This is a genomic window from Micromonospora globbae (assembly GCF_036184225.1).
Lineage (GTDB): Bacteria > Actinomycetota > Actinomycetes > Mycobacteriales > Micromonosporaceae > Micromonospora > Micromonospora globbae.
Genome location: NZ_CP108084.1, coordinates 5,840,986 through 5,857,685, shown reverse-complemented (window position 1 = coordinate 5,857,685; position 16,700 = coordinate 5,840,986). Strand labels below are relative to the sequence as shown.

At 75.3% G+C, this 16,700-nt stretch carries 11 protein-coding genes; 6 read left to right on the top strand and 5 right to left on the bottom strand.

Annotated features, from left to right (window positions below; translation table 11 throughout):
- From OG994_RS26635 to OG994_RS26615, 5 genes are all read left to right on the top strand, one after another.
- The gene (locus tag OG994_RS26635) at positions 1-1,620 is read left to right on the top strand and encodes an acyclic terpene utilization AtuA family protein (RefSeq protein WP_396845417.1); all 1,620 of its coding nucleotides are present in this window, start codon (positions 1-3) and stop codon (positions 1,618-1,620) included.
- On the top strand, positions 1,617-2,756 hold the full coding sequence (locus tag OG994_RS26630; protein WP_120329826.1) for an acyl-CoA dehydrogenase family protein: 1,140 nt from the start codon (positions 1,617-1,619) through the stop codon (positions 2,754-2,756). The genes OG994_RS26635 and OG994_RS26630 overlap by 4 nt, the downstream gene beginning before the upstream one ends.
- Before the next feature lie 55 nt (positions 2,757-2,811).
- Positions 2,812-4,413, top strand: a complete 1,602-nt coding sequence (locus tag OG994_RS26625) for an acyl-CoA carboxylase subunit beta (protein ID WP_328851352.1) — start codon at positions 2,812-2,814, stop codon at positions 4,411-4,413.
- Between the two features lie 67 nt (positions 4,414-4,480).
- Positions 4,481-6,454 carry an ATP-binding protein gene (locus tag OG994_RS26620; RefSeq protein ID WP_328851351.1) on the top strand — a complete coding sequence of 658 codons (1,974 nt, stop codon included), beginning with the start codon at positions 4,481-4,483 and terminating at the stop codon, positions 6,452-6,454.
- Entirely contained in the window at positions 6,451-7,614 is a 1,164-nt protein-coding gene (locus OG994_RS26615; RefSeq protein WP_328851350.1) for an acyl-CoA dehydrogenase family protein, read from the top strand. Before OG994_RS26620 ends, OG994_RS26615 begins: the two co-directional genes overlap by 4 nt.
- A gap of 71 nt (positions 7,615-7,685) precedes the next feature.
- Here the strand turns inward: OG994_RS26615 and OG994_RS26610 are convergent, their stop codons facing one another.
- Positions 7,686-9,485 carry an alpha/beta hydrolase gene (locus OG994_RS26610; RefSeq protein ID WP_120329823.1) on the bottom strand — a complete coding sequence of 600 codons (1,800 nt, stop codon included), beginning with the start codon at positions 9,483-9,485 and terminating at the stop codon, positions 7,686-7,688.
- A 214-nt stretch (positions 9,486-9,699) separates the two neighbouring features.
- Here OG994_RS26610 and OG994_RS26605 point away from each other — a divergent pair, with 214 nt between their 5' ends.
- Positions 9,700-10,011 carry a hypothetical protein gene (locus tag OG994_RS26605; protein ID WP_147427261.1) on the top strand — a complete coding sequence of 104 codons (312 nt, stop codon included), beginning with the start codon at positions 9,700-9,702 and terminating at the stop codon, positions 10,009-10,011.
- Here the strand turns inward: OG994_RS26605 and OG994_RS26600 are convergent.
- The 4 genes from OG994_RS26600 to OG994_RS26585 all read right to left on the bottom strand — a co-directional run bounded on the left by OG994_RS26600 (position 9,998) and on the right by OG994_RS26585 (position 16,635).
- Positions 9,998-11,539 carry a serine/threonine-protein kinase gene (locus OG994_RS26600; RefSeq protein WP_328851349.1) on the bottom strand — a complete coding sequence of 514 codons (1,542 nt, stop codon included), beginning with the start codon at positions 11,537-11,539 and terminating at the stop codon, positions 9,998-10,000. The genes OG994_RS26605 and OG994_RS26600 overlap by 14 nt on opposite strands.
- A 30-nt stretch (positions 11,540-11,569) precedes the next feature.
- Positions 11,570-12,064 (bottom strand): hypothetical protein, encoded by a 495-nt coding sequence (locus tag OG994_RS26595; RefSeq protein WP_120329820.1) that lies wholly within the window; start codon positions 12,062-12,064, stop codon positions 11,570-11,572.
- A 135-nt stretch (positions 12,065-12,199) separates the two neighbouring features.
- Entirely contained in the window at positions 12,200-15,805 is a 3,606-nt protein-coding gene (locus OG994_RS26590) for an adenylate/guanylate cyclase domain-containing protein (RefSeq protein WP_328851348.1), read from the bottom strand.
- The gene (locus OG994_RS26585) at positions 15,802-16,635 is read right to left on the bottom strand and encodes an MBL fold metallo-hydrolase (RefSeq protein WP_328851347.1); all 834 of its coding nucleotides are present in this window, start codon (positions 16,633-16,635) and stop codon (positions 15,802-15,804) included. Before OG994_RS26585 ends, OG994_RS26590 begins: the two co-directional genes overlap by 4 nt.
- Between the last annotated feature and the right edge of the window lie 65 nt (positions 16,636-16,700).

Below are 16,700 nucleotides of genomic sequence, written 5' to 3'. Positions count from 1 at the left end.
ATGCTCGACGGCGGCGAGCTGGACGTGCTCACCGGCGACTACCTGGCCGAACTGACCATGCTGATCCTCGGCCGGGACCGGATGCGTGATCCCGCGCTCGGCTACGCGAAGACGTTCCTGCGCCAGCTCGAGGACTGCCTCGGCACCGCGCTCGACCGCGGAGTCAGGCTGGTCACCAACGCCGGTGGGCTGAACCCCGCTGGGCTCGCGGCCGCGATCCGCGCCCTGGCCGGCCGGCTCGGCCTCGCCGTGCGCGTCGGTCACGTCGAAGGCGACGCGCTGCCCCGGCCCGACGCGCTCACGGCGAACGCCTACCTCGGCGCGTTCGGGATCGCCGCCTGCCTGGACGGCGGGGCGGACGTGGTGGTCACCGGGCGGGTCACCGACGCCTCGCTCGTCGTCGGGCCCGCCATCGCGCGGTACGGGTGGGGCCGCGACGACCTCGACGCGCTCGCCGGCGCCACCGTGGCCGGGCACCTCGTCGAGTGCGGCGCCCAGGTCACCGGCGGCAACTTCAGCTTCTTCACCGAGCTGCCCGACGGCGGCCTCCGCCCCGGCTTCCCCATCGCGGAGGTGTACGCGGACGGCTCCTGTGTGATCACCAAGCACCTCGGGACGGGAGGCGCGGTGACCGTGGAGACCGTCACCGCGCAACTGCTGTACGAGGTGGGCGGACCGGCGTACCTGGGGCCGGACGTGGTGACCCGGCTCGACACGGTGACGCTGCACGCCGACGGGCCGGACCGGGTACGCGTGACCGGCGTACGCGGGACGCCCCCGCCCGAGACCCTCAAGGTCGGTGTCGCCAACCTCGGCGGCTTCCGCAACTCGATGACGTTCGTCCTGTGCGGGCTGGACATCCCGGCCAAGGCGGCGCTGGTCCGGCGCCAGGTGGAGGACGCCGTCGGTACGGCGGGGCTGGAGTTCGTGCTCGCGCGTACCGACCATCCGGACTCGCCGGACACCGAGACGGCGAGCGCGCTGCTGCACGTGCACCTGCGCGACGGCGACCGGGCGCGGGCCGGCCGGGTCTTCTCGGCGGCCGCCGTCGAGCTGGCGCTCGCCTCCTACCCCGGCTGCACGCTCACCACGCCGCCGGGGGACGCGACGCCGTACGGGGTGTTCACCGTGGACGCCGTGCCGCAGGACGCCGTGGCGCACGTCGCGGTGCTGCCCGACGGCGTCCGCGTGCCCGTGCCGCCCCCGCACGTCACACAGGTCCAGGAGCCGCCGGCCCACCAGGACGGGCCGCCCGCCGTACTCCCCGCGGCGGCCACCCGGCGCGCTCCCCTCGGCACGGTCGCCGGTGCCCGGTCCGGCGACAAGGGCGGCGACGCGAACCTCGGCGTCTGGGCCCGCGACGACGCCGGCTACGACTGGCTGCGCGGCTGGCTGACCGTGGCACGGCTGGCCGACCTGCTGCCGGAGACCGCCCCGCTGACCGTCGAGCGGTACGAGCTGCCGAACCTGCGCGCCCTCAACTTCGTGATCCGCGGGCTGCTCGGTCCCGGGGTGGCCGCGTCCACCCGGTTCGACCCCCAGGCCAAGGCGCTCGGGGAGCTGCTCCGCTCCCGGGTCGTCGACCTGCCCGTCCATCTCATCCCGGAGGTGCCGTCGTGACCATCGTGGACACCCCGGAGCGGCGGCAGCTCCGCGAGCTGACCCGGGCGTTCGTGACGAAGGAGGTCCTGCCCTACCTGGACGGGTGGGAGCGCGCCGGCGAGGTGCCCCGGTCGCTGCACGAGACCGCCGCGAAGGTCGGCCTGCTCGGCGTCGGCTTTTCGGAGGCGGTCGGCGGCAGCGGCGGTGACCTGCTCGACTCGATCGTGGTCACCGAGGAGATCATCCGTTCCGGCGGCTCGTCCGGCCTGGTCGCCGCGCTGTTCACGCACGGGATCGCCCTGCCGCACATGGTCGCTGCCGGCAACGCCGACCTCGTCGACCGGTACGTCCGGCCGACACTCGCCGGCACGATGATCGGCGCGCTGGCGATCACCGAGCCGGACGGTGGCTCCGACGTGGCCGGCATCCGCACCTGTGCGGTCCGCGACGGCGACCACTACGTGGTGAACGGGTCGAAGACGTACATCACCAGCGGGATCCGGGCGGACTTCGTGACCACCGCCGCCTGCACCGACTTCCCCGGCTCCGGCTCGCTGATCCTGCTGGTCATCGAGAAGGGCACGCCCGGCTTCACGGTGGGCCGGCGGCTGGAGAAGCTGGGCTGGCACTGCTCGGACACCGCCGAGCTGTCCTTCTCGGACGTACGGGTGCCGGTGGCGAACCGGATCGGCCCCGAGGACACCGGCTTCCTGACGATCATGCAGCAGTTCTCCGCGGAACGGCTCTCGCTGGCCACGCAGGCGTACGCGACCGCGCAGCGCTGCGTCGACCTGGCCGTGCGCTGGTGCCGGGACCGCAGCACGTTCGGGCGGCCCCTGGCCGGTCGGCAGCTCATCCGGCACCGCCTCGCCGAGATGCACACCCGCGCCGAGGCGGCCCGCGCGTACGTGCACGAGGTGGCCGAGCGGGTCGCCGCGGGCCAGCCGGTGGTCACCGAGGTGGCGATGGCCAAGAACGTCGCGGTGGCCGCCTGCGCCGACGTCGTGGACCGGGCGCTCCAGTTGCACGGCGGGTTCGGCTACCTGCGCGACGCCGAGGTGGAGCGGCACTACCGGGACGCGCGCATCCTCGGCATCGGCGGCGGCACCACGGAGATCATGAACGACATCATCGCGAAGGGCATGGGGCTGTGAGCGCGAGGAGCGAACCGGGTCCGCGAGCCGGGCGGTCACGAACGGAGGGACCGCTGTGACGGTGCTGCGGAGCGGGATCGACCCATCCTCGCCGGGGTTCGCCGAGAACCGGGCGGCGCTGCTGGAGCGGCTCGCGGAGCTGGACGCCGCGCTGGACCGGGCGCGGGCCGGGGGCGGCGAGAAGTACGTGGCCCGGCACCACGCGCGCGGCAAGCTCCTTCCCCGCGAGCGGATCGAACTGCTGCTCGACCCGGACAGCCCGTTCCTGGAGCTGTCGCCGGTGGCGGCGTACGGCACCGACTTCCCGGTCGGGGCGAGCGTGGTGACCGGCATCGGTGTGGTCGAGGGCGTCGAGTGCCTGATCGTCGCGAACGACCCGACGGTGCGCGGCGGCGCCGTGAACCCGTGGTCGCTCGCGAAGACGCGGCGGGCCGGTGAGATCGCGTTGGCGAACCGCCTGCCCATGGTCAACCTGGTCGAGTCGGCCGGTGCCGACCTGCCGACCCAGGCGGAGATCTTCATCCCGGGCGGGCGGGTGTTCCGCGACCTGACCCGGCTCTCCGCGGCGAGGATCCCCACGGTCAGCGTGGTGTTCGGCAACGCCACGGCGGGCGGCGCGTACGTGCCGGGAATGTCCGACCAAGTGATCATGATCCGGGACCGGTCGCAGGTGTACCTCGCCGGGCCGCCGCTGGTGCGGATGGCCACCGGCGAGGTGACCGACGACGAGTCGCTGGGCGGGGCCGCCATGCACGCCACGAGGTCCGGGCTGGCCGACCACCTCGCCGAGGACGAACGGGACGGGATCCGGCTGGCGCGGCAGTGCGTACGCCGGTTGAACTGGCGCAAGCAGGGCCCGCCCCCGCGCACCGCCGTCCCGGCGCCACCGCGCTACGACCCGGAGGAACTGCTCGGCATCGCGAGCGCCGACCTGAAGGTGCCGTTCGATCCGCGCGAGGTGCTGGCCCGGATCCTGGACGGCAGCGAGTTCGACGAGTTCAAGCCCGCCTACGGTGGCGCGCTGGTCACCGGGTGGGGCGAGCTGCACGGATACCCGGTCGGGGTGCTCGCGAACGCGCGGGGCGTCCTGTTCAGCGAGGAGGCGCAGAAGGCGGCCCAGTTCATCCAGCTCGCCAACGCCACCGACACCCCGCTGCTGTTCCTCCAGAACACCACCGGCTACATGGTCGGCACCGAGTACGAGCAGCGCGGCATCATCAAGCACGGCGCCCTGATGATCAACGCGGTGTCGAACTCGACGGTGCCGCACCTGACGGTCAACCTCGGCGCCTCGTACGGCGCGGGCAACTACGGCATGTGCGGGCGGGCGTACGAGCCGAGGTTCCTGTTCACCTGGCCGAACGCCAGGTCGGCGGTGATGGGCCCGGCGCAGCTCGCCGGGGTGCTCTCGATCGTGGCCCGGCAGGCCGCCGCCGCGAAGGGCCGGGAGTACGACGAGGAGTCCGACGCCGCCATGCGCGCCATGGTGGAGCAGCAGATCGAGTCCCAGTCCGGGGCGCTCTTCCTCTCGGGCCGGCTCTACGACGACGGGGTCATCGACCCCCGGGACACGCGTACCGTCCTCGGCCTCTGCCTGTCGGCGGTCCACAGTGCACCCGTCAAGGGCGCCGACGCCTTCGGCGTCTTCCGGATGTAGCCGTGAGCGCGAGGAACGCAGCGCAGCGGAGTCCCGCGGTCGCGAACGAAAGGCAGGCGCAGTGGCGATGATCGGGAAACTGCTGGTGGCCAACCGGGGCGAGATCGCCCGCCGGATCTTCGCCACCTGCCGGTCGCTGGGGATCTCGACGGTGGCCGTGCACTCCGACGCGGACGCCGACGCACCGTTCGTCGCCGAGGCCGACCTGGCCGTCCGCCTGCCGGGGAACGCGCCGGCCGAGACGTACCTGCGGATCGGGGCGATCCTGGACGCGGCCCGACGGTCCGGCGCGGACGCCGTCCACCCGGGCTACGGTTTCCTGGCGGAGAACGCCGAGTTCGCCGCGGCGGTCACCGACGCCGGGCTGACGTGGGTCGGCCCGTCGGCCAAGACGATCGCCGTCATGGGCGACAAGATGGCGGCGAAGGCGCTGCTCGCCGACGCCGGCGTGCCGATGCTGCCGTCCTGGACCGACCCCGGTGAGATCACGGACTTTCCGGTGCTCGTGAAGGCGGCCGCGGGTGGCGGCGGGCGCGGCATGCGCGTCGTCCGCGACGCGGCCGGGCTGGCCGAGGCCGTCGCCGGCGCGCGCCGCGAGGCGGCCGCCGCGTTCGGCGACGGCACGGTCTTCGTCGAGCGGTACGTCGAGGGTGGCCGCCACGTCGAGGTGCAGATCTTCGGTGACTCGCACGGCACGACGGTTGCCCTCGGCGAGCGGGACTGCTCGATCCAGCGCCGGCACCAGAAGATCGTCGAGGAGGCTCCCGCGGTCGTCGACCCGGAGGTGCGGGAGCGGCTGCACCGGGCAGCGGTGGCCGCGGGCCGGGCGGTCGACTACGTGGGCGCCGGGACCGTCGAGTTCCTGCTCGCACCCACCGGCGAGTTCTTCTTCCTGGAGATGAACACCCGCCTCCAGGTGGAGCACCCGGTCACCGAGGCGGTCACCGGGCTGGACCTGGTCCGGCTGCAACTGCTGGTCGCCGAGGGCGAGCCGCTGCCGTTCACGACCACCCCGCCGGCCGCCGGCCACGCCATCGAGGTACGCCTCTGCGCCGAGGACGCCGCGCAGGGCTTCCGCCCGGCCACCGGCACCCTCCACCGCTTCGCCGTCCCCGGTGTGTCGGCCGAGTTCGTGCCGCTTCGGGGGCTCCGGCTGGACTCCGGGGTCGCGGACGGTTCGACGGTGGGCGTGCACTACGACTCGATGCTCGCCAAGGTGGTCGCCTGGGCGCCGACCCGTGCCGAGGCGGCCCGTACGCTCGCCGGCGCGCTGGCCCGGGCGGAACTGCACGGGGTGACCACGAACCGGGACCTGCTGGTGCGCGTGCTCCGCAGCCCCGCGTTCACGGCCGGTGCGGTCGACACCGGGTTCCTCGACCGGCACCCGGAGGTCTTCGCGCCCCTGCTCCCGCCGGAGCAGCGCTCCCTCGCCGCGCTGGCCGCCGCTCTCGCCTCGGCCGCCGCCCGCCGCGCCGACGCGCCCGTGCTGGCCGGACTCCCGGCCGGCTGGCGGAACGTGCCCGCGTTCCCGCAGGTCAGCCGCTACAGCGGCCCCGACGGCGGGGAGATCGAGGTCCGCTACCGGCGGGACCGGACGGGGGCGCTCGCCGAGTGGTCCACCGAGCCGGCGTGCTCGGGCGAGGTCGTCCTCGTGGCGGTGGCGCCCGACCGGGTCACCCTCGACGTGGACGGTGTGCGGCGGGCGTTCCGCGTACACCGGGTGGGTGCCGACGTCTTCGTGGACGGCCCGGACGGCGCCGTGACCCTGCACGAGCTGCCGCGCTTCCCGGAGCCGACCGCCGAGCTGGCCGCCGGGTCGCTGCTCGCGCCGCTGCCCGGCACCGTGTCCCGGGTGCACGTCGAGGTCGGCCAGCGGGTCGCGGCCGGCGACCTGCTGCTCACCCTCGAGGCGATGAAGCTGGAGCACCCGGTGCTCGCCCCGGTCGACGGCGTGGTGGCCGGACTGCCGGTGCCCGCTGGCGGTCAGGTCGACACGGGCGCCGTGCTGGCCGTGGTCAACCCCGAGGAGGACGCCCGATGAACGTCGACCTGACCGACGAGCAGGAACAGCTGCGCGACGCCGTACGGGCCCTGGGCCGGCGGTACGGGCACGACTACTTCGTGACGAAGGCGAAGTCCGGCGAGCACACCACCGAGCTGTGGGCGGAGGCCGGGCGCCTCGGCTACCTCGGGGTGAACGTGCCCACCGAGTACGGCGGCGGTGGCGGCGGCATCACCGAGCTGGCGATCGTCTGCGAGGAGCTGGCCGCCGCGGGCTGCCCGCTGCTGCTGCTCGTCGTGTCCCCCGCCATCGCCGCGACCGTCATCCACCGACACGGCACGGAGGCGCAACGCAAGCGGTTCCTCCCCGGCTTCGCCGACGGTTCGCTGAAGGTGGCCTTCGCGATCACGGAGCCGGAGGCCGGGTCGAACTTCCACCGCCTCGGCACGGTGGCCCGCCGCGACGGCGGCGACTGGCTGCTCTCCGGCCGCAAGTGCTTCATCTCGGGCGTTGACGAGGCACGGTACGTGCTCGTCGTGGCGCGCACCGAGGAGGCGGCGACCGGCAGGCTCAAGCCGGCGCTGTTCGTCGTGCCGACCGACGCGCCGGGGCTCACCCGGTCGAAGCTGGACATGGAGATCGTCTCGCCGGAGAACCAGTTCCTGCTCTACCTCGACGACGTCCGGCTTCCCGCCGACGCGCTGGTCGGCGAGTCGGTGGACGCCGGCCTGCCGGCGCTGTTCGCCGGGCTCAACCCCGAGCGGATCACCGTGGCGGCGATGGGCGTCGGCACCGGCCGGTACGCGATCGAGCGGGCGTCGACGTACACCGCGAGCCGGAAGGTGTGGGGTGGCCGGAGCATCGGCTCCCACCAGGGTGTCGCGCACCCGCTGGCCCACGCCGCCGTGCAGGTGGAGCTGGCCCGGCTGATGATCTACCGGGCGGCCACCCTCTACGACGCGGGCCGCGACCTGGAGGCCGGCGTGGCCGCCAACATGGCCAAGTACGCGGCCGGCGAGGCCGCGGCGCTCGCCGTGGACACCGCGGTGCAGGTGCACGGCGGGGCCGGCATGACCACCGAGTACGGGGTGGCCACCCTGCTCGGGGCCGTCCGGGCGGGGCGGATCGCGCCGGTCAGCCGGGAGATGATCCTGAACTTCGTGGCCCAGCACGTCCTGCACCAGGAGAAGTCGTACTGACGACCGGCCGATGTCCGGCCGCCGGGCCGGGGTACGGCAGGCGCCCGATCGCCCGCCGTACCCCGGGGTCCTCACCGGACGGTCAGCGTGCCGACGGCCGGCAGCGGCGCCACGACCGGCGGGAGCCGCTTGGGCTCGCCCCGGCGCGGAGCGCCCTGCTCGGCGAGGGTCCGCTTGGCCGCCTCCGCCCGGTCGACCGCCGGCGCGTCCGTCGGCTCGGCGAACGGCTGGGCGTCGCCGGTGCAGACGGTGCCCTTCGCCGGCAGCGTGCCGCGGAGCAGGTAGGCGTCGACCGCGCCGGTCGCGCAGGCCGACGTGCCGTACGCGGTGTGCCCCCAGCTGTCGCTGCTCAGCAGCCGGCTGTTGGGCAGCAGCGCGGCGGTGCTCACCGCACCCCGGTAGTTGGTCGCCGGATCCCAGTAGTTGCCCACCACCAGTACGGGAGCGCTGGTGCGCCGGTCGAACGGACCGGTGTAGGCGTCCTCGTCGCGGACCGTCCACGTGTCACGGGCGCAGGGCGACGTCGCCCAGGCCCAGGCCCGGCCGAAGTACGGGTCCCGCGCGTCGGCGCGGGCGGCGCGGGCCGGCCACGAGGCGGCGTCCCTCGGGTGGTTGGCGTCGGTGCAGTCCACCCCGAGGAACGTCTCCAGGCCGTTGTCGTACGGGAAGTCGTAGCGACGGGCCTGTTGGCGCGCCTCGGCGGCGAGGCGGGTGACCGCGGCGCGGGCCCGTTCCCGGGCCGGTGCGGCCGCCGCCGGGTCGGTGAGCACCAGCAGCTCGGCCGTGATGGCGACGACCTGCTGGTAGCCGTACGGGTCGTAGAGCGCGTTGAGCGTGGCGGCCACGAAGTCGGAGTAGCGGATCGTCACCTCGCCCAGGTCCGGGTCCTCGATCACGACGGGCTTCGCGCGCAGCCGCTTCGCCACCAGGTCGTACGTCCCGGCCGCGTCACCGGCGACGGGGCAGGCGGCGGGGCCGGCCGCGTCGCAGCGGGTCAGGATCTCCGACAGGGCCCGGTACGCGCCCTGCGCGCTGCGCATCCGGTCCTCCTGGAGCAGGTTACGGCCCTTGCCCCGGCCGACCCACGTGGTCGCGTCGAGCACCCCGTCGATCACGAGGGCGCGCACCCGGTCGGGGAACATGTTGGCGTAGTACTGCCCGAGGATGCTGCCGTAGCTGAAGCCCAGGTAGGTCAGCTTCCGGTCACCGACCGCCCGGCGCAGCACGTCCATGTCACGGGCCACCTCGGCGGTCGACATCGCGCCCGAGAGCGGGCGGCCGGTGGTCGAGCAGCCCCGACCGACGGCCTTCGACGAGGCCACGTACGCCTTCTCCTCGGCCTTCGTCCAGGGGAAGGCGACGTTCAGCCCGGCGTACGCCCGGGTCTGGTCCTTCACCGAGGCGAAGCAGCGCACCTGCTCGCTGCTGGCGACACCGCGCGGATCGACCCCGACGATGTCGAACCGGTCCAGCAGCTCGTCACCGAGGAAGTAGGGCGCCGCGAGCGCCATGCTCGTGCCGGAGCCGCCCGGGCCACCGGGGTTGACGAAGAGGCTGCCGATCCGGTGCTGCTGGTCGCGGGCCTTGACCCGGAGCAGGGCGACCTCGGTCGTGGCGCCGTGCGGCCGGTCGTAGTCCAGTGGGAGCCGGACCGTGGCGCACTCGGCGTAGTCGTAGCAGGCGTACCAGTCGAGGTCGGGTGTGGGGACGCGGTCGACGCGGCGTGCCTCCTGCGGGCTCGTCCGGTCGGTGACGACCGGCCGTCCCCACCCGCTGAGGGTGGGCGCGGCGGCGGCGGGCGCTACCGCCGATCCGGCGAGGAGGGTGCCGACGACTCCTGCTGCGGCCAGGGACCGGGTTCGTCGAAGCATGTGGACGCCTTCCGGTGGACGACAGGGACGGCCGAGACGATGCTCGGCCCCCGTCACTCTAGGGATCGCAGGCAATGAATGTGGCCCGCAAAACGCGTGGGAAGCCGACAATCCGCGCGACGACGTAACATTTTCGCGCCCGTCGGCGCTACGCGCGACACGCGTCGGCGGTTGACAGCCGCCCCGGCCCGGACATGCTGGACGGGTGAACCGGTTGACCAGGCCCGATGCGCGTACGGTGGCGGTCGTCGCCGGGGTCGCCGCGCTCGGTCTGCTGGTGACTCTCGTGGTCTGGCGCCGGCAGGATCTCGTCGGCGTGGTGCTGGCCCTGCTGTGCGTCCTGCTCGCGGTCGTCGCCGGGGTCTCGGTGGCCGCGGCCCGCGAGGCCGACGAGCCACCCGCGGCCGACGCGCAGTCGGTCGACGCGCCACCGCAGTCCGTGGATGCGGACACGCTGGAGGCGCTGGACAGCCGGGACGCGCTGCGCGCGGTGCGCGAGCGGCGTCAGCGGCTCAGTGACCCGTGAGCGTCGGGCCGGCCAGCGCGTCGACGCCCCGCCCGGCCAGGCAGCGGAACGTCCGGTCGACGCTGCCCTCCACCGGGGGCAGCACCTCCAGGTGCCAGCCCTCGGCGGACTCGATGCGGCTGGTCGCCCGGAACGTGGTCGGGCTGCACACCGCCTGCACGGTCGGGTCGGCGGTCACCGTCGGGTAGCCGGCGCCGACGAGCGCCACCGGCAGCAGACCCTCCGCGTACGTCTCCCAGGTGTGCGGGCCGTCGCAGGAGATCCGTGTCGCCTCGGCGCGGACGCCGCGCACCCGCACCGGGCCGAAACACTCCAGTTCGGAGGCGCACCGGGCGCCCTCGGGCAGTGCCGCCTCGGAGGCCGCGTCGGTGCAGCCCGGCAACCTCCCGGTGGCCGGCCCGGCGACCCGGCTCACCGACGGGGACGGGTCGGGTGTCCCCCCGCCGTCGGCCATCCAGGCACCGGCGAGGGCCGAGCCGGCCAGGGCGAGCGCCGCGGCGCCCCCGAGGAACCAGCGACGGCGCCAGCGGCGGCCAGCCGAGGCCGAGGGGGCGGTGACGGTGGGGTGGGCCTCCTCCGCCGGTGGACGGGGCAGCGGCTGGGTCGAGCGGCCGGGCGCGTACGCGCCGGACGTGGCGATCCCTGCGGCGGACGCGCCGCCGGTCGATGCCCCGCCGACGCCACCGGCCGGCGGCGGCGCGGGTTCGATCGGCAGGGCGGCCAGCATGCCGAGCAGTTCGGCGGCGGAGGGCCGCTCGCCGGGATCGTTGGCCATCCCGGCGCGCAGCACGTCGATCAGTTCCTCGGGGATGCCGGGCAGCCCGGGGATCGGCTGGTTGAACATCTCCAGCACGGTGACGAGGCTCGGGTTGCGCTCGGACTGCCAGCGCGGCGGCCGGCCGTGCATCACCGCGTAGAGGGTCGCGCAGAGGGCGTACACGTCCACGGCCGGTGACGGAGGGCTGTGGTTGAACATCTCCGGCGGGGCGTACGCGGGGGTCAGCACCTCCAGGGTGACCGTCGGGTCGCGGACCTCGGCGAGCACGGCCAGCCCGAAGTCGGCCAGCACGGCCGGGTTGAAGTGCGAGTAGAGGATGTTGGCGGGTTTCACGTCCCGGTGGAGCACCCCGGCCGCGTGCGAGTGGGCGAGCGCGTCGGCGATCCGGATGCCCAGGTCGCGGGCCTCGGCGGCGGCCAGCGGGGACGTGCGCATCCGCTCGGCGTACGACCCGTCGCAGAGTTCCATGATCAGGTAGGGGTGCTGGTCGACGGTGACACCGACGTCGAACAGGTCGACGACGTGCGGGTGCGAGGACATGCGGCCGGCGGCACGCGCCTCGCGCAGGAACCGCGCCTGGTCGCGTTCGCTGTCCAGCGTGCGGTTCTCCACCTTCACCGCGACCTCGCGACCCACGGAGATCTGCGTGGCCCGGTAGACGGTGGCGTAACCGCCCCGGGCAAAGACCTTCAAATCGGTCAGACCGGGCACGATGGGTACCGGCAGGCTGCCGGACTGGGTGTCGGTCACAGCTCGAAAATACCCAACGGGGCGGACGACTCAGTGCACCGCGTCGGCCGGGGCCGCCTCGCCGCCGGCCGTCGACCCGGCCCCGGCGCCCCGGTTTCCCCCGGCGGCGCCCCCGACCGGAGCGGCGGCCCGGCGGGCGTCCCACCACAGCCCGACGGCGGTCGCCAGCGCGCCCACGCCCTCCCACGCGGCCACTCCGAAGAACCGCCCGGGCGCGATGTCGGCCAGCACCGCGATGCTGAACACCGTGAACGTGACCAGCCGGAACACCACCGTGAAGCGGTAGAAGGCGCGCCACTCGGTGGCGGTCGCGAGCAGGTAGTAGACCCCCATGTTGAACGACGCCATCGAGGAGGCCATCAGGAAGGTGCCGGTGTGGTCGCCCGGGGCGCGCGTGTCCGGCACCTCGAAGCCGAGCGACCGCAGCATCGCCTCCGGCCAGAGCAGCCCGACCGCGCCCATGACCAGCGCCAGCACGCCGAACACGGCGATCGTCCAGCCGGCCACGCTCCGTGGCAGCTTCATGACGGCCCTCCCCAGGTACCGGTACGGCCGCCACAGTGGACCGCCGCGTCGTCGCCGACACGCTAGCCCGCCGCCGGACGGGGACACCATCGGCGAAACCGGCAGACCGTGCGCCGGGCCGCTCGCGACCCGGCCTCAGCCGACCCGGTCCCGGTCGCCCGCGAGGCGGGCGCGCAGCGCGTCGGCGGCGCGGCGTTCGCTGCGCTGCTCCGTGGCGTACGAGAGGCGGACCGCCTCCTCGGCGCTGGCCAGCGCCTCGGCTCCCCGACCGCAGGCCTCCAGCGCCTCGGCCAGCACCATCGCCCCGATCACCTGGCTGCGGACGTCCTCCGCGGGCGCCGCCACCGCCCGTCGCGCCCAGTCCAGCGCCTGCTCCCGCTGCCCGTGGGCGAGCAGCGCGGAGGCGTACCGGGCCATCGACTGGCGGCGCGAGAAGAGCAGGGCCGGGGTGGTGCCGGCGGCGGTCGCCACCGGGGCGAGCAGCCCCACGGCGGTCGCCGAGTCACCGGCCGCGAGCCGGGCGGTGGCCAGCAGCACCCGGGGGGCCACCTGCGCCGGCGCCTGCGGGTTGTGCGGCTCGACCCTCGTGAGCACCTCCCGGGCGTCCCGCTCGGCGGCGGCGACGTCGCCCATCTCCAGCGCCACGAAGCCGCGCAACGTGCCGGCCATCCCGGTCAGCAGCGGGTGGGTGGTGCTGTCCGCGTACGACAGCGCGTCGGTGAGCAGGTCGGCGGCGTGTTCCGGCTCGCCGAGGCCACGGGCCACCACACCGCGTACGACCAGCGCGAAGCCGCAGCCCCACGCGTCGGAGGCGGCGGCGAACTCCCGGTACGCCCGCCGGGCCTCCCGGTCCGCCTCGGCCAGCTCGCCCAGCTCGGCGGTGGCGTACGCCTCGACGGCCCGCAGCGTGCCCACCGCCCACGCCTCACCGACCCGTTCGCCGAAGGGCAGGAAGACCCGCGCGAGCCGGCACGCCTCGCCCAGCCGCCCGGCCAGCAGCCGCGCGAACGCCGTGGTGCCGCGCAGCCACGCCCGCCCGTACGGGTCCTTCAGCTCGGCGAACAACCGGGCGGCCCGGCCCAGCACCGCGTCCGTGCCGGCGAAGTCGCCCCGCGTGGTCGTCACCCAGGCCAGGTTCTGCAACGACCAGGCCTGGCCGCGCCGGTCCCGGGCCGCGAGGCTCACCTGGTAGGAGGCGGCCAGCCGGCTGCTCGCCTGGCTCAGCCGCCCGGCCACGAAGTCGGCCATGCCGAGCCGCCGCATGGCCGAGGCCCGCAACGTCGGCAGGCCGCCGGCGGTGGCCACCTGGAGGGCCTCCTGCCACGCGGCCACCGCCCGGGTCTGGTCGCCGAGCGTCTGGTGAGCCTGCCCCGCCAGCAGCAGGGCGCTGGCCCGGATGCCCTCCTCGCCCGCGTTGGCGGCGATCTTCTCGGCGGAGGCGAGCGCGTCGGCCACCCGGCCCACCTGGAGCAGCGCCCGGGCGTGCACCACCCGGTCGGCGGCCGGTACGCCGTCGCGGGCCAGCTCGGCGGCGCGTTCGGCGTACTCGACGGCCAGCGCCGGCTCGCCCGCGGAGAGCGCGCGGCGGGCGGCGCGGCCCAGCGCGGCGACCCCCAGCGGGACCACCGCGCGGGCCGGCGCGTCCGGGCGCAGCTTCACCGCGTCGGCGAGCGCCGCGGCCCGCTCGACGTGGGTGGCCACGAACTCGTCCCGGTCGACGTCGGTGAACGCGCCGGCCGGTGTCGGTACGGGGTCGTCACCCGGTGTCCCGGGCGCCGCCCAGCGGGCCAGCGCGGCGTGCCGCTCGGCCAGCTCCGCCTTGCTCACCCCGGCGTACGCGGCCTCCCGCATGAGCGGGGTGGCGAACGCGAACCCGGTGCGGGTCCGGTGCAGCATGCGCCGTTGCAGCAGCTCGTCCACGGCCCGTTCGAACTCCACCGCCACCACGGCCGCGGGTCGCCCGTCGCGGCCCGCGTGCTCCTCGCGCAGCGCCTCCAGCGCGCCCGCCGGCACCGTGTCACCGACCACCGCGGCGTCGCGCAGCACCGACCGGGCGTCCGGCGGCAGCGCGTCGATGCGGGCCGCCAGCACGGCGGCGAGGTCCCGGGAGAGCAGCCGGCTGCCCAGCGAGCCCGGCACGAGCCGCCACGTCGCACCGGAGCCGCGGTCCCCGACCGCGGTGAGCGCGCCCCGCTCCATGAGCAGGGTGACCAGTTCGGCCAGGTAGAACGGGTTGCCCTGGGCGGTGGCCAGCAGCCGGTCGGTGTCGGCCTGCGGCAGCTTCCCGCCGCCGAGGTAGCTGGTCAGCAACCGGGCGGCGTCGGCGCCGCGCAGCGGCGGCAGCGCGTGCACCTCCGCGTCGGCGACCCGGGTCAGCGCGCCGGCCGTACGGACCAGCTCCGGACGGCCGAGCAGCAGGACGAGCACCGGGCCGGTGAGCCGGGACAGCGTCACCCCGAGCGCCTGGATGGTCTCGGCGGTGGCGTCGTGCAGGTCGTCCACGATCATGACGAGCGGGGCCTCGGCGGCCAGGGCGCTCAGCAGGTCGGCCACGGCGTTCGGCACCGCCTCGGCGTCGGCGGCCGGCTGGGCGGCGCTCCACTCGCCCTGGTCAGTGGCGCCGCCGGCGGGCAGCTCGGCGTAGCCGAGCAGGGCGAGGATCTGCTCCGTGGCGATCGGCGCGGGTTCCGCACCGCCGCGGGCCAGTCGCTGACCCAGCCGGCGCAACCGCTCCTCGACGGCCGGGCGGGTGAGCGCCGTCGACGCGTCGTTGGGCAGGCCCACCGCGGCCCGGACCAGGTCGGCCAGGGGTGCGAGCCGGCGGCGCTCACCGAACGCGGCGCAGCGCACCGAGAGCACCCGGGCGCCGGTGTGCGCGGCGAACCGTCCGGCGCCCACGTCGTACCCGGCGGCGAGGCGTTCCACCTCGGCGGCGAACCGGGACTTGCCGATGCCCGCCTCGGCGGTCATCAGCAGCACGCGCGGCTCGCCCCGGTCGACGACCTCGGCGAGGCGGCCGGCGACCCGCCCGATCTCGGTCTCCCGGCCCACGAACGGTGCCTCGTCGCCCAGGCCCGAGCGGGTGCCGGGCGCGTCCAGGAGGCCGAGCAGCTCGTACGCCTCCACGGGCTCGCGCTTGCCCTTGAGGCGCAGCGGTCGCAGCGCCCGCCAGGACGCGACGTGCCGGGTGGCCGCGGCGGTACGGGCGCCCGCGTAGACGGCGCCGACGGCGGCCGCGTCGGCCAGCCGGGCGGCGGTGTTCACCGTGTCGCCGATGACGGTGTACTCGATCGAGGCCTGGATCCCGGCGATCACGTCGCCGGTGTTCAGCCCGACGCGCAGGCCCAGCGGCGCGCCGCCGCCGCGCTCGTCGTCGAGCACCCGGCGCACCGCCCGCTGCATGGACAACGCGGCGCGCACCGCGCGCTCGGCGTCGTCCTCGTGCGCGACCGGCGCGCCGAAGACCGCCATGATCCCGTCGCCGGTCAGCTTGTCGACGTGCCCGCCGAAGGTCTTCACGGCGCCGGCGAGGGCCGCGAGCACCCGGTCGGTGACGGCACCGACCCGCTCCGGGTCGAGGTCCTCCGACCAGGAGGTGAAGTCGGAGAGGTCGCCGAAGAGCACCGTCACCACCCGGCGCTCGGCGGCGGGCAGCGTCGCGGCGGCCGGCAGCGCGGCGCCGCAGTTGTGGCAGAACCGCGCGCCGGGCACGGCGACGGTTCCGCACACGGGGCAGGTCACGGCTGCTCCAACCCCGCACCCCCGGGCCCGGATTCCCGGATCTCGACCCCGAGGTGTTCCAGCTGGGCGCGGACCGACCACTCGGCGGCCCACCAGAGCGACCGGTCGACGTCGGCGTAGACGGCGGCCACCACCTCGGCCGGCGTGCGGGCGCCGGCGGCCACGGCCGCCCGGACCTGGTCGAGCCGGGCGCGCCGGTGGGCCAGGTAGAAGTCGGCCGCCGCGCCGCAGTCGGCCAGCGCCGGGCCGTGGCCGGGCAGCGCCGGGACGCCCCGGTACGTCGAGAGCAGCTCCAGGCTGGCCAGGTAGTCCCCGAGGTGCCCGTCGGGGTGGGCGACCACGGTCGTGCCCCGCCCGAGGATGGTGTCGCCGGTCAGCACCACCCGCTCGCCGGCGTGCTCCACCAGGAGGCAGACCGAGTCGGCGGTGTGCCCGGGCGTCGGGACGACCCGTACGTCCAGCCCGGCGACGGCGGGCAGCGCGCCGGCGGTCAACGGCGGGCCGCCGGCCGTGTGCGCCGCGTCGGCCGCGAGCACCGGCGCCCCGCCGAGCAGGTCGGCGAGGCGTGGCGCGCCCTCGGTGTGGTCCGGGTGCCCGTGGGTGATCAGCACGAGCCCGACCGGCCCGTACGCGGTGACCGCGGCGAGGTGCGCCTCGTCGGCCGGGCCGGGGTCGACCACGACGGCCTGCCGCGCGCCCGGCGCCCGCAGCACCCACGTGTTGGTGCCGTCGAGGGTCATCGGCCCGGGGTTGGGCGCACGCAGCAGCGTCACCCAACCCGGCAGCTGGTCCGCGAGCGCCGCCGCCGGCGCCGTCACGTGCCCGGTCATGGCTGCGATCGTACGGCCCCGCCCGCACCTCCCCGCGATCTTGCAGGCAGGTCCCGGGGGTTTGT